Source organism: Pseudomonas sp., from assembly GCF_036404235.1.
Lineage (GTDB): Bacteria > Pseudomonadota > Gammaproteobacteria > Pseudomonadales > Pseudomonadaceae > Aquipseudomonas.
In genome coordinates, this window is the sequence record NZ_DASWOT010000148.1 from 41,289 (window position 1) to 65,485 (window position 24,197).

20 protein-coding genes are annotated in these 24,197 nt (G+C 57.5%); 13 read left to right on the forward strand and 7 right to left on the reverse strand.

What is annotated here, in order from left to right:
* Positions 1–65 precede the first annotated feature (65 nt).
* From VGC62_RS18550 to VGC62_RS18570, 5 genes are all read right to left on the reverse strand, one after another.
* Positions 66–686 (reverse strand): hypothetical protein, encoded by a 621-nt coding sequence (locus VGC62_RS18550; protein ID WP_331188538.1) that lies wholly within the window; start codon positions 684–686, stop codon positions 66–68.
* Between the two features lie 721 nt (positions 687–1,407).
* Positions 1,408–2,073 carry a hypothetical protein gene (locus VGC62_RS18555; protein WP_331188539.1) on the reverse strand — a complete coding sequence of 222 codons (666 nt, stop codon included), beginning with the start codon at positions 2,071–2,073 and terminating at the stop codon, positions 1,408–1,410.
* Between the two features lie 299 nt (positions 2,074–2,372).
* Complete coding sequence (locus tag VGC62_RS18560) at positions 2,373–3,938, reverse strand: PAS domain-containing methyl-accepting chemotaxis protein (RefSeq protein ID WP_331188540.1); 1,566 nt, start codon at positions 3,936–3,938, stop codon at positions 2,373–2,375.
* 101 nt (positions 3,939–4,039) lie between these two features.
* Positions 4,040–4,831: a CPBP family intramembrane glutamic endopeptidase gene (locus tag VGC62_RS18565; RefSeq protein WP_331188541.1), complete on the reverse strand. Its 792-nt coding sequence runs from the start codon at positions 4,829–4,831 to the stop codon at positions 4,040–4,042.
* Positions 4,832–5,144: 313 nt separating this feature from the next.
* On the reverse strand, positions 5,145–7,592 hold the full coding sequence (locus VGC62_RS18570; protein ID WP_331188542.1) for an acyl-CoA dehydrogenase: 2,448 nt from the start codon (positions 7,590–7,592) through the stop codon (positions 5,145–5,147).
* A 230-nt stretch (positions 7,593–7,822) separates the two neighbouring features.
* Between VGC62_RS18570 and VGC62_RS18575 the strand changes: the two genes are divergently transcribed.
* The 3 genes from VGC62_RS18575 (at position 7,823) to VGC62_RS18585 (ending at position 10,373) form a co-directional block, all read left to right on the forward strand.
* Positions 7,823–8,446, forward strand: coding sequence for a glutathione S-transferase (locus VGC62_RS18575; RefSeq protein WP_331188543.1), 624 nt, complete (start codon positions 7,823–7,825; stop codon positions 8,444–8,446).
* 218 nt (positions 8,447–8,664) lie between these two features.
* Positions 8,665–9,597 carry an ABC transporter ATP-binding protein gene (locus VGC62_RS18580; RefSeq protein ID WP_331188544.1) on the forward strand — a complete coding sequence of 311 codons (933 nt, stop codon included), beginning with the start codon at positions 8,665–8,667 and terminating at the stop codon, positions 9,595–9,597.
* The gene (locus tag VGC62_RS18585) at positions 9,594–10,373 is read left to right on the forward strand and encodes an ABC transporter permease (protein WP_331188545.1); all 780 of its coding nucleotides are present in this window, start codon (positions 9,594–9,596) and stop codon (positions 10,371–10,373) included. The genes VGC62_RS18580 and VGC62_RS18585 overlap by 4 nt, the downstream gene beginning before the upstream one ends.
* A 351-nt stretch (positions 10,374–10,724) precedes the next feature.
* On the opposite strand, the gene VGC62_RS18590 is transcribed toward VGC62_RS18585, so the two are convergent.
* Complete coding sequence (locus VGC62_RS18590; protein WP_331188546.1) at positions 10,725–11,261, reverse strand: DUF2062 domain-containing protein; 537 nt, start codon at positions 11,259–11,261, stop codon at positions 10,725–10,727.
* Between the two features lie 151 nt (positions 11,262–11,412).
* On the opposite strand from VGC62_RS18590, the gene VGC62_RS18595 reads away from it, so the two are divergent.
* The 8 genes from VGC62_RS18595 (at position 11,413) to VGC62_RS18630 (ending at position 18,510) form a co-directional block, all read left to right on the forward strand.
* Entirely contained in the window at positions 11,413–13,629 is a 2,217-nt protein-coding gene (locus tag VGC62_RS18595) for a DNA internalization-related competence protein ComEC/Rec2 (RefSeq protein ID WP_331188547.1), read from the forward strand.
* An 84-nt stretch (positions 13,630–13,713) separates the two neighbouring features.
* Positions 13,714–14,388, forward strand: coding sequence for a MotA/TolQ/ExbB proton channel family protein (locus VGC62_RS18600; protein WP_331188548.1), 675 nt, complete (start codon positions 13,714–13,716; stop codon positions 14,386–14,388).
* On the forward strand, positions 14,385–14,816 hold the full coding sequence (locus VGC62_RS18605; RefSeq protein ID WP_331188549.1) for a biopolymer transporter ExbD: 432 nt from the start codon (positions 14,385–14,387) through the stop codon (positions 14,814–14,816). Before VGC62_RS18600 ends, VGC62_RS18605 begins: the two co-directional genes overlap by 4 nt.
* A complete protein-coding gene (gene lpxK / locus VGC62_RS18610; RefSeq protein WP_331188550.1) occupies positions 14,816–15,811 on the forward strand; it encodes a tetraacyldisaccharide 4'-kinase in 996 nt (331 codons plus the stop codon). Before VGC62_RS18605 ends, lpxK begins: the two co-directional genes overlap by 1 nt.
* 17 nt (positions 15,812–15,828) lie before the next feature.
* A complete protein-coding gene (locus tag VGC62_RS18615) occupies positions 15,829–16,014 on the forward strand; it encodes a Trm112 family protein (RefSeq protein WP_331188551.1) in 186 nt (61 codons plus the stop codon).
* Positions 16,011–16,775: a 3-deoxy-manno-octulosonate cytidylyltransferase gene (gene kdsB / locus VGC62_RS18620; protein WP_331188552.1), complete on the forward strand. Its 765-nt coding sequence runs from the start codon at positions 16,011–16,013 to the stop codon at positions 16,773–16,775. Before VGC62_RS18615 ends, kdsB begins: the two co-directional genes overlap by 4 nt.
* Positions 16,776–16,821: 46 nt before the next feature.
* Positions 16,822–17,841 (forward strand): UDP-N-acetylmuramate dehydrogenase, encoded by a 1,020-nt coding sequence (gene murB, locus VGC62_RS18625; protein ID WP_331188553.1) that lies wholly within the window; start codon positions 16,822–16,824, stop codon positions 17,839–17,841.
* Between the two features lie 72 nt (positions 17,842–17,913).
* Entirely contained in the window at positions 17,914–18,510 is a 597-nt protein-coding gene (locus tag VGC62_RS18630) for a nucleotidyltransferase family protein (RefSeq protein ID WP_331188554.1), read from the forward strand.
* A gap of 67 nt (positions 18,511–18,577) precedes the next feature.
* Here the strand turns inward: VGC62_RS18630 and rne are convergent, their stop codons facing one another.
* Positions 18,578–21,853, reverse strand: a complete 3,276-nt coding sequence (gene rne, locus VGC62_RS18635; protein ID WP_331188555.1) for a ribonuclease E — start codon at positions 21,851–21,853, stop codon at positions 18,578–18,580.
* 715 nt (positions 21,854–22,568) lie between these two features.
* On the opposite strand from rne, the gene rluC reads away from it, so the two are divergent.
* Together rluC and VGC62_RS18645 are read left to right on the forward strand one after the other, a co-directional pair.
* Complete coding sequence (gene rluC, locus VGC62_RS18640; protein ID WP_331188556.1) at positions 22,569–23,525, forward strand: 23S rRNA pseudouridine(955/2504/2580) synthase RluC; 957 nt, start codon at positions 22,569–22,571, stop codon at positions 23,523–23,525.
* Entirely contained in the window at positions 23,515–24,195 is a 681-nt protein-coding gene (locus VGC62_RS18645; RefSeq protein WP_331188557.1) for an HAD-IA family hydrolase, read from the forward strand. Before rluC ends, VGC62_RS18645 begins: the two co-directional genes overlap by 11 nt.
* Positions 24,196–24,197 lie beyond the last annotated feature (2 nt).

Genomic DNA, 24,197 nt, shown 5'->3' on the forward strand with positions numbered 1-24,197 from the left:
TCGGTTAGGTAGTAGACCCCAGGAAAATCCCAGCTACGTTAAATAGCTGGGATTTTTCGTTCCTATTAGAACCCCTTTCTTCTCATTGAGCGTCGGCGTGTGCCGGATCTAGGTCTGCCCTTTCCCTCCAGGTTGATCTTAAGCCGTTCGGAAACTCCCACCAGTCGTGATCGACGTACAACTTCATAGTGAACATGCACTTCGCCGTTTTGATAATTGACCAGTTGTTCACTGTTCAGGTATTGAACCAATCGCGGTTCATCCCGGTGTGGATTCTCTTCAAGGGTGGTGTAAAAGGTGTTGTAGCCCCAGACCACCTTTATATGATCTCCTTTCCACAACGTTTTTGACCGAGGGATGTTGATATATACACCTGCAACAATTTGTTCCGGTGTTATCCTGTCAACGTCTACTCCCGTTAAATAAGGAGCAAGCAATATGACCGGCTTGTTGCCAACCGTCGTGTGTGACCACGGAAAACCGGGCGCACGTTTCAATGCCTCCTTGTAAACATCAACTGAATCCTCTGCGTCCAGAAAGTCCAGCGAGCCAATGAAGTCCGAGCTTGTTGGATACCGTGACGGTTCATCGGCTGGTTGTGCGTTTTCTTCACTTTCTTGACGTTTGATACGGGATGCATCGATGTCGTGCCCGATCCGCGGCTTGTTTCCGTCATCATTTCGCATACCAGCTCCGTAAGATTTTTATAATGAATTTGAAATGTACTCGGATTTTACAGTTTGAGCTGTAGGATGAGCGATCCGTGGACATATGTTCAGTTCGAAATTTCTTGATGTCAACTTTCTGATTTGCACAGGTAGGGGTGGGAATCCTTGCTTAAAGGTTGGGGTGTTGCAAAATTTTTCAAGCTGTGTTTTTCGACGTTAAGTAATGGTTTCGGGCGTTTTTTGTAGGTATATATTTATTTTTCACACAATATGTAAGACCGATATTACAGATGTTTCCCATATTTCTGTACGTTATCAGGAAGTCTGGAAAGAGATTTTATTTGTAAAAACATTCATTAATACGGATTATCCTCTGCTCTGGGTGTTAAATGAGTTGATTTTATTTTTGCATACGCTCAAATGAGTGGGTAAATAATTTTGTTACACTTCAGGCATGATCAAAATGGGTTGGAATTTATCGAGGTGTTACCTGCTCGGTCAGTCATCACGCAGTCATTTTGCCGCCAACATTCCTGCATCCAGCGCATAGCGATCTATTCGCAGGCGGGTAGTCACGGCATCTGCAAGGCGTTCTGTGGTGCTACCAAGCCGTCCGTATCGACTTCTGGTAGGTGAGGTGTGGCACGTAATATATTTACGTATTCGTGTGTGTTTTTACTTTCAGTGCGCGGCGAGCTGTTGGACACCGCGCTTTGGAGGGGAGCTGGCAACGGTCAACTCAGACTTGCAGCGTCAGGTATACAGGCAACGACATGATCGAAATATTACCTGCCCGATCGGTTACGAAGTACTCGATCAAAACAGTCTCGCGTCCCAGGTCTTGTAGAAAGCTGCGTTCGAATATGATGTTTACAGGTTGATGTGAAAGTTCATCAGCGACAACAGAATGGACCGGCCCGGGGACTCCATTGCATACGGTTTGGATTAAATCGCCTTCTTGCATGCCTGCATAGCTTGGAATCTGGCCTGCCAAATTATCTCCCAAGGTGACCTCTGGGAAAATGATCGGGCTTAAAAGTGCTGCGCCAGGTGTGCTGCGGTCTACTTTGAAGTAGATGCTGGGGGAGTCAATAGTGACCAAGCTGTGATGCCCCGTCGCGCTAAAGGCTAGGTCGTACACGCCATCGTGATCCAGAAGCTTTTCGCTAAGTGTCAGGGTTACAAAATCGCTCGGTATGTCCGACTCATTAAATGTGTAGATATCTCCGACAAGCTCACCGTTAAGTTTTAGCTGCATAAAATAGCCGGGTTCCACTCCATTCCATACCTCAATATTGACAGGTACAGGCCGATCCAGATCTGTCGTCTGTAACAACCCATCCACTGGGTCGGCGCCCACGACAACAGGTGCGGCAAAAGTATATTTAAGTGCGGAAGTTTTCATAAGCCTCTCCAAAGAGCATCTGCAGCCGTCGAGTTTGAGGCTGTCTGTGCTCTGAAATTGATAATTGCAGATCAGATAATCACCCACTCTGTGCGGTAACTATTTATCTCATCTGCATTTCAACTAATAGGAGTGTGTTGTCTCTGTCAACCCTGTGCTTTTAACCAGGGTCCTGTATTTACTGGCTGAAACAATGCCATCACTTGTTTTCAGAAATTTCCTACTTTCTGAATACAATCCCATAACCAAAAAGCCCCGGCAAAAACATCTGCCGGGGCTCTGGAGGGTGCAGTTAGCGTTTACCGGTTAAACCGCTCTACCAATGAATACTGGGTGTTGGCGGTGCTGGTAAGTTCTGCGCTGAGTTTTGCGGAGCGGCGGGCTTCGTCAGAGGTTTGGTCGGCCAGTTGAGCGATGGTGCTGATGTTGCGGCTGACTTCTTCGGCGACGGAGCTTTGCTCTTCGGTGGCAGCGGCGATTTGTGTGGTCATGTCGGTGATATGCGCCACCGCGTCGCTGATACCCACGAGGGCCTTGTCGGCTTCAAGGACGCGTGCAACGCCTTCTTCCGCTTGGCGATGGCCCGTGTTCATGGTTTGCACGGCAGCATTGGCGGTCTGTTGCAGTTTGGCGATGAGGGTGTGGATTTGGCCTGTGGACTCTGTTGTGCGCTGCGCTAACTGGCGCACTTCATCGGCGACGACCGCGAACCCGCGCCCCATTTCACCTGCGCGGGCAGCTTCGATGGCGGCGTTGAGGGCCAGTAGGTTGGTCTGGTCGGCGATACCTTTGATGACGTCAACCACGCCGCCGATCTCATCACTGTCTTTGGCCAGTTGGGTTACGGTCAGCCCGGTTTCGCCGACGGATACAGACAGCCGCTGAATGGCCTCGCGGGTTTCGCTGGCGATGTCGCGGCCACGGCGGGTCAGCTCGTTGGCTTGTTGCGTGGCATCGGCGGTGCGCTGCACATGGCTGGCGACTTCCTGAGTGGTGGTGGCCATTTGGTTAACGGCAGTGGCGACTCGTTCGGTTTCGACACGCTGACGTTCCAGGCCACTGGAGCTGGACTGGGCCAGGCTGTCGGATTGTTTGGCTTGATCGGTCAGGTACTCTGCGGTGTCCTGCAGGCGGGTCAGGCAAGTCTTCAAGCGCGCTTGCTGGCTGAGAATCGACATTTCCAGGCGTGCTTGTGGGCCACGGCTGTCGGTGTACATCTGAGCGATCAGCGGGTCCGATGTGGTCTGTTCTGCGAGGCGCAGCAAGCGTTTGATCCCGCGTTGCTGCCAGCCCAGGCCCAATAGGCCCAAGGGAACGGACAGCACGGCGGCGAGGGCGAAGCCCCAATACGAGTTAAGCAAGACACCAATCAGAAAGCTCAGCTGACTAACCAGAATGAACGGCAGCCAGTCCTGCAGGGCTGGAAGCCATTTGTCACGGCCAGGCACGGCGGACTTGCCACTGTTGATGCGCTTGTACAGTGCTTCGGCACGGCGGATTTGCTCGGTGGTGGGCTTGACCCGTACCGATTCGAAGCCAACCACCTGCTGGTTTTCAAAGATCGGCGTCACATAGGCATTTACCCAGTAATGGTCGCCATTTTTGCAGCGATTCTTGACGATTCCCATCCATGGTTGACCTTGCTTGAGCGTCGACCACATGTGTTCGAACACGGCCGACGGAACGTCGGGGTGGCGCACGGTATTGTGGGGTGCCTTGAGCAGCTCATCGTTGGAAAAACCGCTGATCTCAACGAAGGCATCGTTGCAATAGGTGATCACACCCCGCGCATCTGTGGTTGAAATCAACCGTTGTTGCGCGGGGAATGTGCGTTCACGCTGGGTGATGGGCTGATTATTACGCATGAGGCTGTCAATCCAAAAAGGCTTTGACGGTGTATCGGCTCGTCTCGCGAAAAATTGAGCGTGTGAACTGTATCTAAAATCGGATCGCGCTGGATCAAGCCTCAGCGATTGAACATCGGGTAGGTAAAAAGGGTGAAATGCACCAGGTTCAGACCGAAATGGGTCAGGGCTGCTGCGGTTAAACCGCCGAGCCGATAGGCAATGCCATAACCTAGACCTGCGAGTCCTGCCAGCAGTACCCACTGCCATCCTGCACCGACATGGGCCAGGCCAAAGACTGCCGAAGCCAGCGCAATCGTCAGTACATCGTTATACGGTAAACGTTTAAACAGTCGGCTCAGGCCGCCCTGAATATACCCGCGGAACAACAGCTCTTCAGTCAGGGTGACCAGCAACAGGTTGTTGAGCATCCAGATGCCAGTTTGCTCTGGCCATTTGGGTGTCCAGGCGATGATGCCCAGGAACATGGCGGTGACCATACAAATGGTGGTAGTCACCAGCCAGGTGGATGAGGTGACGACAGCCAAGCGGGCGATGGCGACTCGATGAAATACCCAGGGGCAGGCAAGAACGACCCAGAAGCCGATGAGTGATTTGTCGAGATTGAGGAACATCGAGAACGGCTCGGCGTTGGCACTCAAGCGCACGGCAGCAATGGCCCTGGCGTTTAGGAAACCCGGCAACCAGTGGCTGGTCAAGCCTATAGCCAACGCAATAAACAATAGATGGCCAAAGGCACGGACTGCCCAGTGGCTGAAATGATTGACGCATATGCCGGCCATGATCAACAGGCCGATTGTCATCACGGCGGGGACGCTGAGCTGTCCGTAGGTGAGCGCAACGGCATAGCCAATAGTGAGCAGTGCCAGAGTTGTCCAGCGTAACGCCGTCATGGCAGCGTCCTTCAACGGCAGAATGGGGTGTGGATTCTAGCGTTTAACAAATGCGCCTGACTGTCGGACATGTATGAAAGTCGTCTGTAAATTTGTTCGGCTGCTTCCAGTTTCAGCGTAGGCCGTTTCTGAGATGATTGGATGACAGATGATTCGCGCCGGGGGGGGTATCGAGGGTGACGCGTAGCTTCTATAGAGGGGGCGCCGCACCTGGAAACGAGCAAGCAGCCCTTGATGCAAATGCGTGGGTTTGCCAGGGTCTGTGATCGTCTGGTTGTGGCTCCAACTAAACGGCAACAGACTCTGGTGTGCGTCAGCGTACTTTGCCCGCCCCGAGCTTAAGCGCTTCTTTGTCAAAATCGTCCACATCGATCACTTTGCGTCGCGCGGCTTCGGCTGCACGCAGTTGCTGCGCTTCACCTGCCTGCAACACGCCTGCGTTCAGCGCTGTATCGGTCAATGGCTCGCCGACGACCGGGTTGACCTGACCGCTTTTCAGCGCGTGATGCAATTTGCTGTGTAAGGGTTGACTGGCCGACAGCAATTCGCTGGCGTGCTGCAGCGCGCCTACTGAATCATCCGGCGAGGTGGGGCGGTAGCAACCGCCAAGCAGTGATTCCAGCGCCGGATCACCTTTACCGCGCCCGAGTATTTCAGCCACTTCAGCGTCCAGTACATCCGAAGGGCCCTTGTGGCGGCGGCCAAACGGAAACACCACCACGCGCAACAATGCCCCCAACAGACGATTGGGGAAGTTGCTCAGCAGTTCATCGAGCGCGCGTTCGGACTCACCCAGTGCTTCCTCCATGGACCAGCGCAATAGCGACCCCAAGTGCTCCGGATAATCCAGATCGTGATAACGCTTGAGCGCAGCAGAGGCCAGATACAGGTGGCTGAGGACGTCACCCAGGTGTGCCGACAGACGTTCGCGGCGTTTAAGCTCGCCGCCGAGCAGCATCATGCTCAAGTCAGCCAGCATCGCAAATGCTGCCGCCTGACGGTTCAACGCGCGAAAGTAGCCCTGGCTCAGGCGATCGCCCGGCATCGATTCGAAATGCCCGAAACCGAGATTGAGAATGAACGTACTGGCTGCGTTACCCACCGCAAAACCAATGTGTTGCAGCAGCAGCGTGTCGAACTCCGCGAGCGCTCGGTCGTGATCTTCACGCCCGATCAAGGCCATTTCCTTGAGCACGAACGGGTGGCAGCGGATGGCGCCCTGACCGAAGATCATCAGGTTGCGCGACAGAATGTTCGCGCCTTCCACCGTGATGAAAATCGGCGCACCTTGCCAGCTTCGACCCAGATAGTTGTTCGGGCCCATGATGATGCCTTTGCCACCATGGATGTCCATCGCATGGGTGATGCACTCACGCCCGCGTTCGGTCAGGTGGTATTTGAGGATGGCCGACAGCACCGACGGTTTCTCGCCCAGATCAACCGCATTGGCGGTCAGTATGCGTGCGCTGTCCATCAGCCAGGCATTGCCTCCGATACGTGCCAGCGACTCCTGAATCCCTTCGAAGGCTGCCAATGGCACGTTGAACTGCTCGCGAATTTGCGCGTACTGGCCGGTCACAAGGCTGGTGAACTTGGCGGCCCCGGTGCCGACAGCGGGCAACGAGATCGAACGCCCCACCGACAGGCAATTCATCAGCATCATCCAGCCTTTGCCGAGCATTTCCTGGCCACCGATCAGGTATTGGAGCGGGATGAACACGTCCTTGCCGGAGTTCGGGCCATTCATGAAGGCCGCGCCCAGCGGTAAATGGCGACGACCAATTTCCACACCCGGTGTATCAGTGGGGATCAGCGCAAGGCTGATGCCCAGGTCCTCTTCGTCGCCGAGCAGATGTTCGGGGTCGAACGCCTTGAATGCCAGGCCGAGGAGGGTCGCAATCGGGCCAAGGGTGATGTAGCGCTTTTCCCAATTCAGGCGCAGGCCAATGACATCCTCACCGTTCCACTGGCCTTTGCAGATGACGCCAGTGTCCGGCATGGAGCCTGCGTCTGAGCCTGCCAATGGCCCTGTCAGGGCGAAGCAGGGAATGTCATCGCCACGCGCCAGCCGCGGCAGGTAATGATTGCGTTGTTCATCAGTGCCGTAATGCAGCAACAACTCGGCTGGGCCCAGTGAGTTGGGCACCATCACCGTCGACGCCAGATCGCCGCTGCGGGTTGCCAGCTTCATGGCCACTTGAGAGTGTGCATAAGCCGAAAAGCCTTTACCGCCGTATTCTTTGGGAATGATCAGAGCGAAAAAGCCGTGTTCCTTGATGTGCGCCCATGCCGCTGGAGGCAGGTCCATCGCCTGGCCGATTTCCCAATCGGTAACCATCGCGCACAGGTCTTCGGTCGGTCCGTCAATGAACGCTTGTTCTTCGATACTCAATTGGCTTTTCGGATACGCCAGCAACGTGTTCCAGTTGGGCCGTCCGCTGAACAGTTCACCGTCCCACCAGACCGTACCGGCATCGATTGCATCACGCTCGGTTTGTGACATCGGTGGCAGAACCTTCTTGAACCAGGCAAACACCGGCGCGCTGAAATAGCGGCGACGCAAATCCGGCAGCGCCAGTGGCAGCACGACGACCAGCCACAACCCCCAGAAAATCGTCATCAGCCAAGCGTGCGCGTGACTAAACACACCCATCGCCAACAGATAAACCGCCACCGCTCCCAGCGCGGGCAACGGTGCAACTCGACGGTGCGCCAAGGCGGCCACGCCGATCAGCAGAATCGCAATCCACAACCACAACATAAAAGACGTCCTCGGTGATGACGGTGATAACGGATCACCCTCAAGGGCAAAGCCAATGGCTCTGGCCCGCGCATCGATAGTGACCTCGGGCCGTCATGGGAGTTCGTGGGGTGGCCGATGCAGGCGAAGTTGTGGCTCGAACGCTGCCTTCTGCGGGTAGAATGTGCGCCGACGGGCATATGCCACTCATCGACCGTTCACTTTCGCGTATCCAATAAGGAGAAGACGCAATGCTGAAGATCTGGGGCCGCAAGAACTCTTCCAATGTCCGCAAGGCACTGTGGATCGCCGAAGAAGTGGGCGTTGCATATGAGTCGCTGAATGCTGGAGGCGCGTTCGGCATCAACGATCAGCCCGAGTATCTGGCGAAAAACCCCAACGGCGTCGTACCGATGATCGAGGACGGCGATTTTGTGCTGTGGGAGTCGAACGCCATCGTTCGCTACCTCGCGGCGCGGTACGCCCCCGACTCGCCGCTGTATCCGAGCGACCCTCAGGTTCGAGCCTCTGCGGACAAATGGATGGATTGGACCACGTCCAGCTTTGCCGGTCCGTTTCGCACCGTCTTTTGGGGCGTCCTGCGCACGCCGGCCGACCAACAGGATTGGGTACAGATCAATGGCGCGATCAAAACCGTGCAGCAATTGTTGGTGATTGTCGATCAGGCGCTGGCTTCACATCCGTATTTGTCTGGTGATGAGTTCGGTATGGGTGATATCCCGCTCGGCAGCTTTATTTATGCCTGGTTTGAAATGCCGATTGAACGCCCGGCGATGCCTCATCTCAAAGCCTGGTATGAGCGTTTGAAACAACGGCCGGCGTATCAGAAGGCGGTCATGACCGCGCTGACCTGATCGTGGGCTGTGTTGAATTAATATCTACTATCAATGGATGTCGCTGTACTTGCGTGGCGTCGGCAAGCAACATTGCCGCCGACTGCGGGCGCCATCAGCTCATTTATAGGTAGATCGCGTTTTGAGCGCAGGTTGTTCAACGCTGAGCGTCACGGTTTTTCATCCGGGTCTTCATATTTTTCATTTCTCCTTTTCCTTTATTCGGTGCTTTTTCAGTCATGAGTTCTGCTCTGTCCATTCGGCAGTTAACCAAGACCTACGGCAATGGCTTCCAGGCCCTCAAGGGTATCGATCTGGATGTTGCCGAGGGTGATTTCTTCGCTTTGCTCGGCCCTAACGGCGCCGGTAAATCCACCACCATTGGCATCATCTCGACCCTGGTCAACAAGACCTCCGGAACGGTGAACATCTTCGGTCACGACCTGGACCGCAATCCGGCGCAACTCAAGCGCTCGATTGGCGTGGTTCCCCAGGAATTCAATTTCAACATGTTCGAAAAAACGTTCGACATTGTTGTGACCCAGGCCGGGTATTACGGCATTCCGTTGAAAGTCGCCAAGGAGCGTGCCGAGCAGTACCTGACTCAGTTGGGGCTGTGGGACAAGCGCAACTCACCGTCGCGCTCATTGTCAGGTGGCATGAAGCGGCGCCTTATGATCGCCCGTGCGCTGGTCCATGAACCTCGCTTGCTGATCCTCGACGAGCCAACGGCGGGCGTGGACATCGAGTTGCGTCGTTCGATGTGGACGTTCCTGACCGAGCTGAACCAGAAGGGTATTACCATCATCCTCACCACGCACTATCTGGAAGAGGCTGAGCATTTGTGCCGCCACATCGGCATCATCGACCACGGTGTTATTGTCGAAAACACCAGTATGAAGCAGTTGTTGAACACCTTGACGGTGGAAACCTTTCTCTTGGACCTGAAAGACCCAATGACGACACCCCCTCAGTTGATGGGCTATCCATCACGCCTGGTCGACAGTTCCACACTGGAAGTGCAGGTGGATAAAACCATCGGTATCACCGCGCTGTTCAGCCAGTTGGCACTGCAAAATATTCAGGTGCTGAGCCTGCGCAATAAAACCAATCGCCTCGAAGAACTGTTCGTGTCGTTGGTGGAAAAAAATCTGTCGAAGGTGGCGATATGAATGCCGAACTGCGCCCCAACCTGATCGCCCTGAATACCATCGTCTACCGAGAAATCCGCCGTTTCACCCGGATCTGGCCACAAACGTTGCTGCCGCCAGCGATCACCATGGTGCTGTACTTCGTGATCTTCGGAAACCTGATCGGCCGGCAGATCGGCGACATGGGTGGCTTCACCTACATGCAATACATCGTGCCGGGCCTGATCATGATGTCGGTGATCACCAACTCCTATGGCAATGTGGTGTCGAGCTTCTTCGGCGCGAAATTTCAACGCTCTGTTGAAGAGCTGATGGTTTCGCCGGTGTCGCCGCACACCATCCTGATCGGCTACACCCTGGGTGGCGTGCTGCGCGGGTTGATGGTCGGGATTATCGTGACCATCCTGTCGATGTTCTTCACTGACCTGCAGGTGCATCACCTGGGGGTCACCATTGTGGTGGTCGTACTGACCGCGACGATCTTCTCACTGCTGGGTTTCATCAACGCTGTGTTTGCGCGCAATTTCGATGATATTTCGATCATCCCGACATTCGTGCTGACGCCGTTGACGTACCTGGGCGGGGTGTTTTACTCGATCAACCTGCTGCCGCCGTTCTGGCAGACCGTGTCGCTGGTCAATCCGGTTCTGCACATGGTCAACGCCTTCCGCTACGGCATTCTTGGCGTCTCAGACATCAAGATCAGCATCGCCCTGGCGTTCATGGTCATTGCGACCATCGTCCTCTACCTGGGGTGCGCGCGGCTGCTGGTCAGTGGGCGAGGGATGCGGCAGTAACGAACGCCGCGTACTGCCTGTAGGCGTTGGCGCCAGTGCGTTCTGCCTCTGAAGTCCCCATAAAGCATTTGCGATGACGGCTTGAAGGAGTCGGGCTTGTCCCGCGACCGGCGGGGCACCCGTCGTAAAACCTGCGCACACGGTGTAACAGCTACGCCGCGCACACCGGCTTTACTGCCGCTGCGCGCCAAATCGCGGGACAAGCTGCGCTCCTACAGCGCGCTCTGGCCCTTTTAATACGGCCAAGCTTTTCAGCAAAAAGCACCTACTGAAAGCCTGACCGGGAACAGAGTATCTACAGGCCTCGTGTTTGCTGCGCGACAGCGTGGCCTCTGGATGACGGGCGATCTCCTACAGGCCTGCGATGCCAGGGCTTTTGCGCTTCTCCCTGCGCAGCCGCCACTGCCGCCCGACCCACCAGCGCCAGTAGCCCATCGTCAGAAAATACCCCATCACTCCAAGCAGCACGCCCGTCACCAGCGATCCGAGCAACAACGGCTGCCACAGAGTGGTCAATTGCCCGTTGATCCAGTCCCAGCTCAACTCGTCCGGAAAATACCTGGGCGGCAGGCCCATCAACATCGCGCCCATCTTGTAGGTGCAATAGAACACTGGCGGCATGGTCAGCGGATTGGTCAGCCAGACCAGACTCACACCGATCGCCAGATTGCCGCGCACCCAGATCACCAGCAACGCTGCCAGTAACATTTGCAGCGGAATTGGCATCAACGCTGCGAACAGCCCCATCCCCATCGCCCGTGCGACCGAGCGTCGATTCAGGTGCCAAAGGTTCGGATCGTGTAAAAAGCGGCCAAATAAACGTAAGGATTTGTGTTCCCTGATGCGGTTCGGATCGGGCATGTAACGCTTGATCAAGTGGCGTGGCATACGGTTATCCGGATGATGGGCAGGCAGGTCAGCGCAAGTATGCACAGATACTGAAGGGTGAAAATTCAGACTTTGTGACAATTAATAAAGCTGTCATCTGCTGAGTGCGCTAAGCCGTGGGAAGGATTTGGCGGTGAACAGGAAGAAGCTCATGCGTACAGGGATGTTGGCGCTTGCACTGGGGCTGTTGGCTCTGCGTTTTTTACCGGCGTTGCCGCCCGTCTGGTTGCTGCTGCTGATGCCGGTTATTGCGCTGACGCTGTTGCCGTTTCGGACTTACCCACTGGCGTTCTTCTTGTTTGGGCTGACGTGGGCCTGCTTTTCGGCGAAGGCGGCACTTGATGATCGGCTCGATGCGCGGCTCGACGGCCAGACCCTGTGGCTGCAAGGCGAGGTCGTTGGCCTGCCACACAACGTCGAAGGTGTTGTGCGATTTGAGCTCAAGCATCCACATTCCCGCCGTGCCCGGTTGCCCGAAACCATTCGCGTCGCCTGGTACGGTGGCCCACAACTGCGCAGCGGCGAACACTGGCGTTTGGCAGTAAAGCTCAAAGCGCCCGCAGGTTTGGTCAATCCCCAGGCTTTTGATTATGAAGCGTGGTTGCTGGCACAGCGCATCGGCGCGACGGGCACGGTCCTCGATGGCCAGTTGCTCAAATCAGCGGCACCGTCCTGGCGCGATTCGATCAGGCAACGATTGCTTGCCATCGATGCTCAAGGCCGGGAGGGTGGGCTAGCTGCATTGGTGTTGGGCGATAATTCGGGGCTGAGCAGCACCGACTGGCGAGTCCTGCAAGACACCGGGACCGTTCACTTACTGGTGATTTCCGGCACCCACATTGGCTTGCTCAGCGGTTTGATCTACGGCCTGATCGCCGGCCTCGCTCGCTGGGGATTATGGCCGCGCTTCGTGCCTTGGTTGCCGGCAGCATGTTCGCTGGCGTTTGCCGCTGCGTTGGCATATGGCTTGTTGGCGGGATTTGAGGTGCCGGTGCGCCGTGCCTGCGTGATGATCGGCATGGTGCTGTTGTGGCGGCTGCGTTTTCGTCAACTGGGCGTCAGTTGGCCGATGCTGCTGTCGCTCAACCTGGTGTTGCTCGTCGAGCCTTTGGTCAGTCTGCAGCCAGGATTTTGGCTGTCTTTCGCTGCGGTGGGCATTCTGATACTGGTTTTTAGCGCACGGTTGGGTGCCTGGCGCTGGCTACAAAGCTGGACCCGAGCGCAGTGGTTGATTGCCGTCGGCTTGCTCCCGGTGTTGTTGGCGCTCAACCTGCCGATCAGCCTTAGCGGGCCCGCCGCCAATCTGCTCGCGGTGCCATGGATCAGCGTATTGACCCTGCCACTGGCACTGCTGGGCACTGTTTTTCTCGCCATCGCACCTGTGGGCGAGGGGCTTTTATGGTTGGCGGGTGGCTCGATGGAGATGTTGTTCCGCTTGCTGACGATCATTGCCGATGGGATGCCTGCCTGGACCGGACCGGCCGTCCCGCTCTGGGCGTGGTGGTTCAGCCTGCTTGGCGCGGTCTTGTTGCTGTTGCCCAGCGGCGTACCTATACGTCTGTTCGGTTGGCCGATGCTGCTGCTTTGCGTGTTTGCGCCGCTCAAGTCTGTGCCTGAGGGGCGGGTCGAAGTGCTGCATCTGGATGTCGGCCAGGGGTTGGCCATTGTGTTGCGCACCCGTGAACACAGTTTGTTGTACGACGCCGGACCGCGCTTTGGCGAGTTCGACACCGGGCAACGGGTGGTGCTTCCGGCCATTCGCAAGGCCGGCATTAAAGCGCTGGACGTGATGTTGCTAAGCCATGCCGATGCCGACCATGCTGGCGGCGCACCGGCGATTCATCAAGCGTTGCCAGTGCAGCGTGTGCTCGCTGGCGATGTCGCCAGATTGCCCCCTGAGTTGCAGGCCGAGTCCTGTCGTAACGGCGAATCCTGGAACTGGAACGGGGTGGTTTTCTCCACATGGATCTGGCAAGACGCTGTCGAGGGTAATCAGGCGTCTTGCGTGCTCAGCGTCCAAGCCAATGGCGAGCGATTGTTGCTGACCGGCGACATCGACATCAAGGCTGAGCGCGCGTTGTTGGATGAAGGTTTTGACGTGCGCGCCGACTGGCTGCAAGCGCCTCATCACGGTAGTCGCAGTTCGTCGTCCAAGCCGTTCCTGCGTGCGGTCGCGCCGCGTGGTGTGTTGATCTCCCGAGGCCGCAACAACAGCTTTGGCCACCCACACCCACTGGTGATGTCGCGCTACCAGTGGATGGGCATCGCGGCTTACGACAGTGCCGAACTGGGGGCCATCACTTTTCAATTGGGTGCCTTTGGCGAGCCGCAGGCTGAACGTAGGACGCAGCGCTTCTGGCGTGAATGAAAGAGCCGGTTATTGATCGCGGGGTTCGGCGAGCCCGCGGCCCTATGTTAGAGTGGCGCCACTTTTTTTCAGGGGGTGGTTGCTGTGTGGGAGTTGGTCAAATCTGGTGGCTGGATGATGCTACCGATCATTCTGAGTTCCATCGCTGCAGTCGGGATCATCATCGAACGCCTGTGGACCCTGCGCGCCAGCCGCATCACGCCACCGCATCTGCTCGGTCAAGTGTGGCGCTGGATCAAGGACAAACAGCTCAGCAGCGACAAGCTCAAAGAGCTACGCGCCGATTCTCCGCTGGGAGAAATCCTCGCCGCGGGCCTGGCCAACTCCCGTCATGGTCGCGAGATCATGAAAGAGTGCATCGAAGAGGCCGCTGCCCGGGTCATTCATGAGCTGGAACGCTACCTCGCGACCCTGGGCACCATTGCTGCCATGGCGCCTCTGCTGGGATTGTTGGGCACTGTGCTCGGCATGATCGACATCTTCAGTTCGTTCACCAATTCGGGCATGACAGGTAATGCCGGTATGCTCGCCAGTGGTATCGCCAAGGCATTGATTTGTACCGCCTCGGGCTTGACCGTTGCGATCCCGACGATCTTCTTTCATCGCTACCTGCAAAGCCGCGTCGACGAGCTGGTGGTTGGCATGGAGCAGGAAGCGATCAAGTTGGTTGAAGTGGTGCAGGGGGATCGTGACGTGGATCTGGTCAGCGTCGGCATGCCAGAGAAACCTGTCGGCAAGGCCGAGGGCAAGAAGAAGTGAAATTCCGCCGCCGCAAACCTCGGGAGACCATCGACATCAATCTGGTGTCACTGATCGATGTGGTGTTCATTTTGCTGCTGTTCTTCGTGGTGACCACCACCTTCACGCGTGAAACCCAGATGCGTGTGGATTTGCCGCAGTCAGTGACCGGCGCCTCAGCCGACGATGTCGATAAGAAGCACCTTGACATCACCATCAACGCCGATGGCGTTTATTCGGTAAATAACACACTGCTCCCTGACAGCCATCTGCAAACCCTGATCGATGCCTTGCAGAAGGAGTCAGCGGGTGATACCAGCCTGCCGCTGTCCATCAGCGCCGACGGCAAGACCCCACATCAGGCGGTGATCACGGCTATGGATGCTGCTGGCAAACTCGGGTTCGCCCATTTACGCATGACCACTGTCGAGGCCGCATCGGCGAACTGATGGCGCTCAACGACCGACTGCTCAACGCTTGGTACGCCGGTCATCCGGCCCTTGCATTGCTTCGCCCGCTGGAATGCCTTTATCGGCGAGTGGTCAATAAAAAGCGCGCACGGTTCCTGGCGGGTGAGGGCGATATTTATAGAGCCCCGGTACCGGTCATCGTGGTGGGTAACATCACCGTCGGCGGTACCGGCAAGACCCCACTCATTCTGTGGATGATCGAGCACTGCCGTCGCCAGGGCTTAAACGTCGGCGTGGTCAGCCGCGGGTACGGCGCCAAACCGCCGAGCTTGCCCTGGCGCGTCTTGCCTCAAAACAGCGCTGACGAGGCAGGCGATGAACCGCTGTTGATCGTGCAACGTACTGGCGTGCCATTGATGATCGACCCTGATCGCGGGCAAGCGGTCCGTGCGTTACTCGCCCAGGAGCCACTGGACCTGATTCTTTCCGATGACGGTCTACAGCATTACCGTCTGGCACGGGATCTGGAGCTGGTATTGATTGATGCCGCGCGCGGACTGGGCAATGGTCGTTGCTTGCCCGCAGGTCCGCTGCGTGAGCCGATTGAACGGTTGCACAGCGTCGATGCGCTGCTTTACAACGGCGCCGCCAAGGACCGCGACGATGGCTACGGCTTTGAGCTCCAACCTTTGGCGTTGATCAATCTGCTCACAGGTGAACGTAAACCCGTCGAACACTTTGCGCCGGGACAAGCGGTGCATGCGGTGGCCGGAATCGGCAACCCGCAACGTTTCTTCAATACCCTCGAAGGACTACACTGGCGACCTGTGCCACACCCGTTTGCCGATCATGCTCTCTACAGTGCGAAGACCCTGGCTTTTGAGCCGCCTTTGCCGTTGATCATGACCGAGAAGGACGCCGTGAAATGTCGCGCCTTCGCCGCCGCGAACTGGTGGTATCTCGCGGTGGAGGCGGTGCCTTCCACAGCCTTTGCCCAGTGGTTCGATTCGCAGCTACACCGTCTTTTGCCATGACTTGCTCAGGATTACTTATGGACACCAAATTGCTCGACATCCTCGCTTGCCCGATCTGCAAAGGTCCGCTCAAGCTCAGCGCCGACAAAACCGAGCTGATCAGCAAAGGTGCAGGCCTGGCCTACCCGATTCGTGATGGCATCCCGGTGATGCTCGAAAGCGAAGCCCGTACCCTGTCCGCCGATGAGCGTCTGGATAAATGACCGCAACCTTTACCGTTGTCATCCCCGCGCGTTATGGCTCCAGTCGTTTTCCTGGCAAGCCGCTGAAAACCATTGCCGGCAAGCCGATGATCCAGCATGTCTGGGAGCAGGCTCGTAAAAGCAGCGCCCAGCGCGTTGTGATCGCAACGGATGATTTGCGTATTGCGCACGCCTGTCGTGCTTTTGGCGCTGAAGTGCTAATGACGCGCAATGACCACAACTCGGGCACGGATCGCCTGGCCGAAGTGGCCTCGCAGCTGGGGCTGGCGAACGACGCCATCGTGGTCAACGTGCAGGGGGATGAGCCGATGATTCCGCCCTCGGTGATCGATCAGGTCGCCGATAACCTTGCCGCGCATCCTGAGGCGCGCATGTCGACGCTGGCTGAGCCAATCGACGACATGGCCGCGTTGTTCAACCCTAACGTGGTCAAAGTCGTGTCCGACATCAATGGCTTGGCGCTGACCTTCAGCCGCGCGCCGTTGCCGTGGGCCCGTGATGCCTTGGCCAAAGACCGCGATCATTTGCCCGAAGGCGTGCCCTATCGTCGCCACATTGGCATTTATGCCTATCGTGCCGGTTTCCTTCACGACTTCGTCAGTTGGGGGCCTTGCTGGTTGGAGAACACCGAAAGCCTGGAGCAACTGCGAGCCCTTTGGCATGGCGTGCGCATTCACGTTGCCGATGCTCTGGAAGCGCCGCCAGCCGGTGTCGACACTGCCGAGGATCTGGAACGCGTTCGGCGTTTGCTGGAGGTTTGATGCCTATCAGTCCCATCGTTCGGTCTTTCTCGGGGCGGGTCTACTCATGACCTTGTACGTGCAACCTGACGTCTCCCTCAAGCCGTTCAATACCTTTGGCGTCGATGTTCGGGCTCGCTTGTTTGCCCAAGCGCGCAGTGATGATGACGTGCGCCAAGCTCTGGCCTACTCGCAAGCGCATGGCCTGCCTTTGTTGATTGTTGGCGGTGGCAGCAACCTGCTATTGACTGGCGATATCGATGCGTTGGTGTTGCGCATGTCGAGTCGCGGCATTCGCATCGTTCACGAGGACTGCGGTCATGCGGTGGTCGAGGCCGAAGCGGGAGAACCCTGGCATCCATTCGTACAGGACATGCTGGCTCGCGGCTTGGCCGGGCTGGAAAATCTCAGTCTTATCCCGGGGACCGTCGGTGCGGCGCCGATGCAGAACATCGGTGCATACGGCGTCGAGATCAAGGATGTGTTCCACAGCCTGACTGCGATGGACCGCCAGACGGGTCAATTACGTGAGTTCTCGCTGCAGGACTGCGCGTTCGGTTACCGCGACAGCGTGTTCAAGCATGATGCCGGGCGCTGGCTGATTCTGCGTGTGAAGTTTCGCCTGAGCTACAGCGCGGACTTGCATTTGGACTACGGTCCAGTGCGCCAGCGTCTGGACGCGTTGGGCATTAAGCAACCGACGCCGATAGATGTCAGCCGTGCGATCTGTGCCATTCGCAGCGAGAAACTCCCGGACCCTACAATACTTGGCAATGCCGGTAGTTTTTTCAAAAACCCATTGGTGTCTGCCGAGTTGGCGGGCCTCATCAAGCAGACGCATCCCGGACTGGTCAGTTACCCACAACCTGAAGGTCGCGTGAAACTCGCCGCTGGCTGGCTGATCGAGCAAGCTGGCTGGAAGGGCTTTCGTGACGGTGATGCGGGTGTGCATCAATTGCAGTCGTTGGTGCTGGTCAATTACGGTGCTGCGAGTGGCGCTGAACTGCTGGGGCTGGCACGCCGGATTCAGGCCGATATTGCCGAGCGATTTGGTGTTGAGCTGGAAATGGAGCCTAACGTTTACTGAGGGAAAGGCGGTCCTCCTGGCTTGGCCTTTGCATTTCAGATGTCACACCTCGGTCAGTGGAGAGGATTGAGCATGCATGAAACCTTGTGTGCCATCGTGCTTGCCGCAGGAAAAGGTAGCCGCTATCGACACGTCGCTGGCGCTCACCGCAACAAGCTGCTGGCGCAATGTATGGGACGCGACGGCATCGAGCGGTCTGTCCTTGAGCATGTGCTGATCAATATTTGCGCTTCGGTGGACAAGTGCGTGGTCTTGACCCGTCCTGATTTTCCCGGAGTCGCCGAGTTGGGTTTGCGGCACGGCTGCGAGGTGGTAATTCTGGATTCGCCGGGCATGGGCGACAGTATTGCCGCAGCGGTTGCCGCTGAGCCCCATCACCGTGGCTGGTTGATCCTGTTGGGTGACATGCCTTTCATTCACCCTGATACCCTTGACTGCGTGATCCGGTCGCTAGAAGACGATGCGATCAGCGTGCCGGTGCATCAGGGTAAATACGGACATCCGGTTGGATTTGGCCGAGATCTTGGGCCGGCATTGATGACGCTGTCTGGGGAGATGGGCGCCAGGCGCTTGTTTCCGGGAGCGAGGATCAAGGAAGTCAGTGTCGACGATCCGGGGGTGTTATGGGACGTCGATGTGCCGTCGGCTCTGGAATTCAAACCCACATAAATCTAAAACTCAGGCGTGAAAAAGCCCGATCTGCCTACACAGATCGGGCTTTTTCATTCAGCGAGAATCAAGCGAGCGGTTTAGGCTCTTTGCTTTCTTCCAGTTCTGCAGCGTGGTGATGCACGACTTCTTCAGCGGATTGCACGTTCTCGTCGATTGACTGAGTCGGCGCGGCTTCTGCTGAGGGAGTCACGTGGGTTTCGACGGCCGGTGCTGGCTCGACGACTTCGGCAGCCTGAGGCGCGCTGACGGTTGCGGCGCGGGCTTCAACTTCCTTCTGCAGACGCTCGGCTTCCAGGCGACGACGGCGAACTTCACGTGGATCGTTCGGTGCGCGACCGCTGGCGCTTACTGGTAGCGCAGGCTTCTCTTCGGTGGCCACAGGCTGGGCCACTGTCGCTTCAGCGGTGGTCGGTGTTGCAACAGTTTCCGGAGCGGCCAGTGTGGCGGGCGCTTCGAATACTGCTGGTTGGCTGATGGCTGGTTCAGGCGCTACAGGTGCAGCGGTTGGCTCGGCAACTGTTGGTTCAGCCGCCACCGGCGTTGGAGCAGGCAGCTCCGCAGATTCGGTCACAGGCGTTTGGGCCTGCTTCGATTCCTCGGCAACCACTGGCGCCTCGACGATAGCCGGCGTTTCGAACAACTCGGCCTGAGCAGCCGCTTTAACCTGGCGTTCGAACGGTGCGAGAGTCGAGTCGAAAGGTGCGACCTCAACTTCCGGCGTAGGTATAGGCTTGGCGGAGGTTGGCGCGACAGGTGCTTCAACTGACGGTACTTCTACCGCAGAGGCTTCGGCAACTGGCTCTTGTACAGGCACTTCGACTGCTGCCGTAGCGTGTTCTGCCTGAAGATTTGCCTCGGCTTCGGCTGATGCACTGATCACGCTGCTGGCGACGGCTTCGGTGACAACCAGGCCGGCGGCGATTTCAGCAGTATCTGCTTCCGGGTTCTCTTCAGTGCCTTCGCTGCCTTCGATCACATTGCCGTTGGCATCACGCTGACGTTCACGACGGTTGCTGCGACGACGCTGGCCACGGGAGCGGCGACGAGGACGATCGCCTTCGGCGTGTTCCTGGTTGTCGTCCTGCTGCTCGTCGGTCAACAGCACTTCTTCTTCGCTCTCGGCAGCAACGGCCTGCTCGGCACGAGGCTGACGCTCCTCACGCGGCGGACGCGGTTGACGTTCCTCACGAGGCGCGCGCTCTGGGCGTTCTTCGCGTGGCACGTTGACCGCAGGGGCTGCGTCCAGCGGCTCACGCAATTCACGGACCGGACGATCTTCGCGGGACTTGCGGTCTTCGCGGGGGGCACGCGGTGCGCGCTCTTCACGGGGAGCGCGAGCCGGACGTTCTTCGCGGGGTGCAGTGGTTTCGTCACGGGCTTCACGTGGTTCACGTACAGGACGCTCTTCACGTGGGGCTCGTTCCTCACGCGGCGCACGCTCTTCGCGTGGTGCGCGTTCTTCACGGGCTTCACGAGGGGCGCGTTCTTCGCGCGGCTTGCGTTCTTCATCGCGACGGCCATTACGGATACGGCTCTGCTGACGACCATTGCGACGTTCTTCGTTACGTGCGGGACGTTCAGTTGCAGGCTTTTCGACGACAACCGGGGCTGCTGGCTCTTCTTTGGTGGCGAACAGGCTCACCAGGGATTTCACCAGGCCTTTGAACAGGCTGGGCTCATGCACAACGGGTGCGATGGCAACCGGAGCGGCTACTTCGGCCGGCACCGGTGCATTGGCGCGTGGCGGAGCAGTCTTGACCGCTGCTTCCTGACGAACCAGGGTGCGGGTGGCGGCAGCTGGCGGCGCGACCTCTTCCACTTCGGCAGCGGCAGCGGCGATTTCGTAGCTCGATTGCAGGGTGTGGGCTTCCGGGCTGTCATCACGCAGACGCTGCACTTCGAAGTGCGGGGTTTCGAGATGATCGTTCGGCAGAATCACGATGCGGGCATGGGTGCGCAGTTCGATCTTGGTGATCGAGTTGCGTTTTTCGTTAAGCAAGAACGCAGCAACCGGGATTGGCACTTGAGCGCGGACTTCGGCAGTGCGGTCTTTCAGGGCTTCTTCTTCGATCAGGCGCAGGATCGCCAGGGACAGCGATTCGACATCACGAATGATGCCGGTGCCGTTACAGCGCGGGCAAACGATGCCGCTGCTTTCGCCCAGGGATGGACGCAGACGCTGACGGGACATTTCCAGCAGGCCGAAGCGCGAGATACGGCCAACCTGAACGCGGGCGCGGTCGGCTTCCAGGCTTTCACGGACTTTTTCTTCCACGGCGCGCTGGTTCTTGGCCGGCGTCATGTCGATGAAGTCAATGACGATCAGGCCGCCGATGTCACGCAGACGCAATTGACGGGCGATTTCTTCAGCCGCTTCAAGGTTGGTCTGCAGTGCGGTTTCTTCGATGTCGCTGCCTTTGGTGGCACGCGCCGAGTTGATGTCGATGGACACCAGGGCTTCGGTGGGGTCGATGACGATGGAGCCGCCGGAAGGCAGTTCGACGACGCGCTGGAAGGCGGTCTCGATCTGGCTTTCGATCTGGAAACGGTTGAACAGAGGAACGCTGTCTTCGTACAGCTTGATTTTGCTCGCATACTGCGGCATCACCTGGCGGATGAAGGTCAGTGCTTCTTCCTGAGCTTCGACGCTGTCGATCAGCACTTCGCCGATGTCCTGGCGCAAGTAGTCACGGATGGCGCGGATGATGACGTTGCTTTCCTGGTAGATCAGGAAGGGCGCGGTGCGGTCCAGTGATGCTTCTTTGATGGCGGTCCAGAGTTGCAGCAGGTAGTCGAGGTCCCACTGCATTTCTTCACTGCTGCGACCCAGGCCGGCAGTGCGCACGATCAGGCCCATGTCGGCGGGAGCGATCAGGCCGTTAAGTGCTTCACGCAGTTCGTTGCGCTCTTCGCCTTCGATGCGGCGGGAAATACCACCGGCACGCGGGTTGTTCGGCATCAATACCAGATAGCGACCGGCCAGGCTGATGAAGGTGGTCAGGGCAGCGCCCTTGTTGCCACGTTCTTCTTTTTCGACCTGAACGATGACTTCCTGGCCTTCGCTCAGGACGTCCTTGATGTTGACGCGGCCTTCGGGGGCTTTCTTGAAGTATTCGCGGGAGATTTCTTTCAGCGGCAGGAAGCCATGGCGCTCAGAGCCGAAATCGACAAAAGCAGCCTCAAGGCTTGGTTCGATACGAGTGATCCGGCCCTTGTAGATGTTGGCCTTTTTCTGCTCGCGGGCCCCGGATTCGATGTCCAGGTCGTATAGGCGCTGGCCGTCTACCAGCGCAACACGCAACTCTTCGGGTTGAGTTGCGTTAATCAGCATTCTTTTCATGTAGTACCGTCGGTTTCCGGGCTGCCGGAAACGGCGTTCGGCACACACGACTTCTCACGGTCGGTGTCAGGGCGCGTCAAGAGTGGTTGGACACTCCAGTGTCTAGCGAGATTCGGCCAAAGGGGCCTGGCTCGCGACGACGTTTCCTGCTTGCTGTGGTGACAAATGACACCCTGTCAGCAAAAGCTTTGTCAGGAGGAGGAATCAACCATCGGCAGCGGACGATATGAAGCGTCTTGGATAAAGCCTTGCTACACAGTCCGACGGTTGTGCGTCTCCACCCCACACGTATCCCTGATAATTCGGGTGCTGCCGCGCGCTGAATCCGCAGCGGGTTTGCATTTACCGCGATCCTTCGATGGGAAGTTCGCGCGTCATGGCTCATATAAGGCATGGTTTCCGAAGCATTCGCTCGGAGGTGTCTGAAAGCGACTGCACTTTGTGAACTGGCCTTGAACATGGGCCACGATGGCGAGTGATTCACTCTGCGATCGGGCTTGTTTCAGGCCTCATGTCACCTGCGCTTGTTACGCTTGCAGACTTCCGTTGTCACCGAAAGCCCCGTAGGACGGCCTCGCGCCCTCGTGAATTGCGTTGGTCACGGCCGGTTGTCATGCCGTTGGTCCGCTGTCCAGGCCGCTTTTGGCGGCGTTCGCGACTATAGCAGCAATCATTAAGTGCTTCAAATCCATAAAAAATTGTTATGATTTGCGCCATGACGAATATCACCCCTCCAACCCCCAGCGTCCAGCTGGTTGAGGTTGCGCCGGAACTTGCCGGTCAACGCATCGATAATTTTCTGATCACGTACCTCAAGGGCGTTCCCAAAACCTTGATTTACCGCATATTGCGCAAGGGCGAAGTGCGAGTGAACAAGGGGCGGATCAAGCCCGAGTACAAGCTTCAGGCGGGCGACATCGTGCGCGTTCCGCCTGTTCGCGTGCCTGAGCGCGACGAGCCGGTGCCGGTAGCGCAGGGGTTGTTGCAGCGTCTGGAAGCGGCCATCGTTTACGAAGACAAGGCCCTGATCGTGCTCAACAAGCCTGCGGGCATCGCCGTTCACGGTGGCAGCGGTTTGAGTTTCGGTGTGATTGAAGCCTTTCGTCAGTTGCGCCCCGACGCCAAGGAACTGGAGTTGGTGCATCGGCTCGATCGGGACACTTCCGGCCTGCTGATGATTGCCAAGAAGCGCAGCATGTTGCGCCATTTGCACGAGCAATTGCGCGGTGACGGCGTCGACAAACGCTACATGGCGCTGGTCCGTGGCAACTGGGCGAGCGCAGTGAAGCAAGTCCGTGCGCCGTTGATGAAGAGCAACCTGCGTTCCGGAGAGCGGATGGTTGAGGTCAATGAAGAGGGCAAGGAGGCACTGACCCTGTTCAAGGTGTTGCGCCGTTTCGGCGATTTCGCAACTTTGGTCGAGGCGCGGCCGATTACCGGCCGTACGCATCAGATTCGTGTCCACGCGTTGCATGCTGGCCATGAAATCGCTGGCGACACCAAGTATGGCGACGAAGGCTTCAGCAAGGAGATTCGAGACTTGGGCGGTAAACGGCTGTTTTTGCACGCCTACGCATTGACCGTGCCAATGCAGGACGGTACTGCGTTGAAGGTTGAAGCGCCCGTCGATGAAATGTGGGCCAAGACCGTGGAGCGATTGAGTGCGGCCTGATTACGAGCTACTGATTTTCGACTGGGACGGCACGCTGGCCGACTCCATTGGTCGCATCGTCGATGCCATGCGCGACGCCGCTGTGTTGTCGAATCGACCGGTGCGCGACGACCTGGCCATCAAAGGCATTATTGGTCTGGGCTTGCCTGAGGCCATCCGTACCTTATACCCCGACATTTCCAGCAATGATCTGATCGATTTTCGTCAGCGCTATGCCGACAGATACATGGCGTTGGATGCTGAACCGTCGCAGCTTTTCGACGATGTTCATGCTTCTCTGGAGCATTTTCGCGCTCAGGGTTATCGGATGGCGGTGGCAACGGGTAAGGCGCGTCGAGGGTTGGATAGGGTGCTGAAAGCGCACGGCTGGCTGGATTATTTCGATATCACTCGCGCCGCTGACGAAACCGCCAGTAAGCCCGACCCGCTGATGCTGCACGAAATTCTCACGCATTGCGGCGTGAAGCCTGAGAAGGCTTTGATGATTGGTGACTCCTCGTTTGATTTGTTAATGGCGCGTAACGCTGGCATGGACTCGGTCGCAGTGGGTTACGGCGCGCAGGAGCTGGATTCGTTGCGAGCATTCGAGCCGCGCCTGGCTATCGAGCATTTTTCTGAATTGCGTACCTGGCTGGGTACGCGCAGTGCTGAATCTTCGTTGTTGGAGTGATT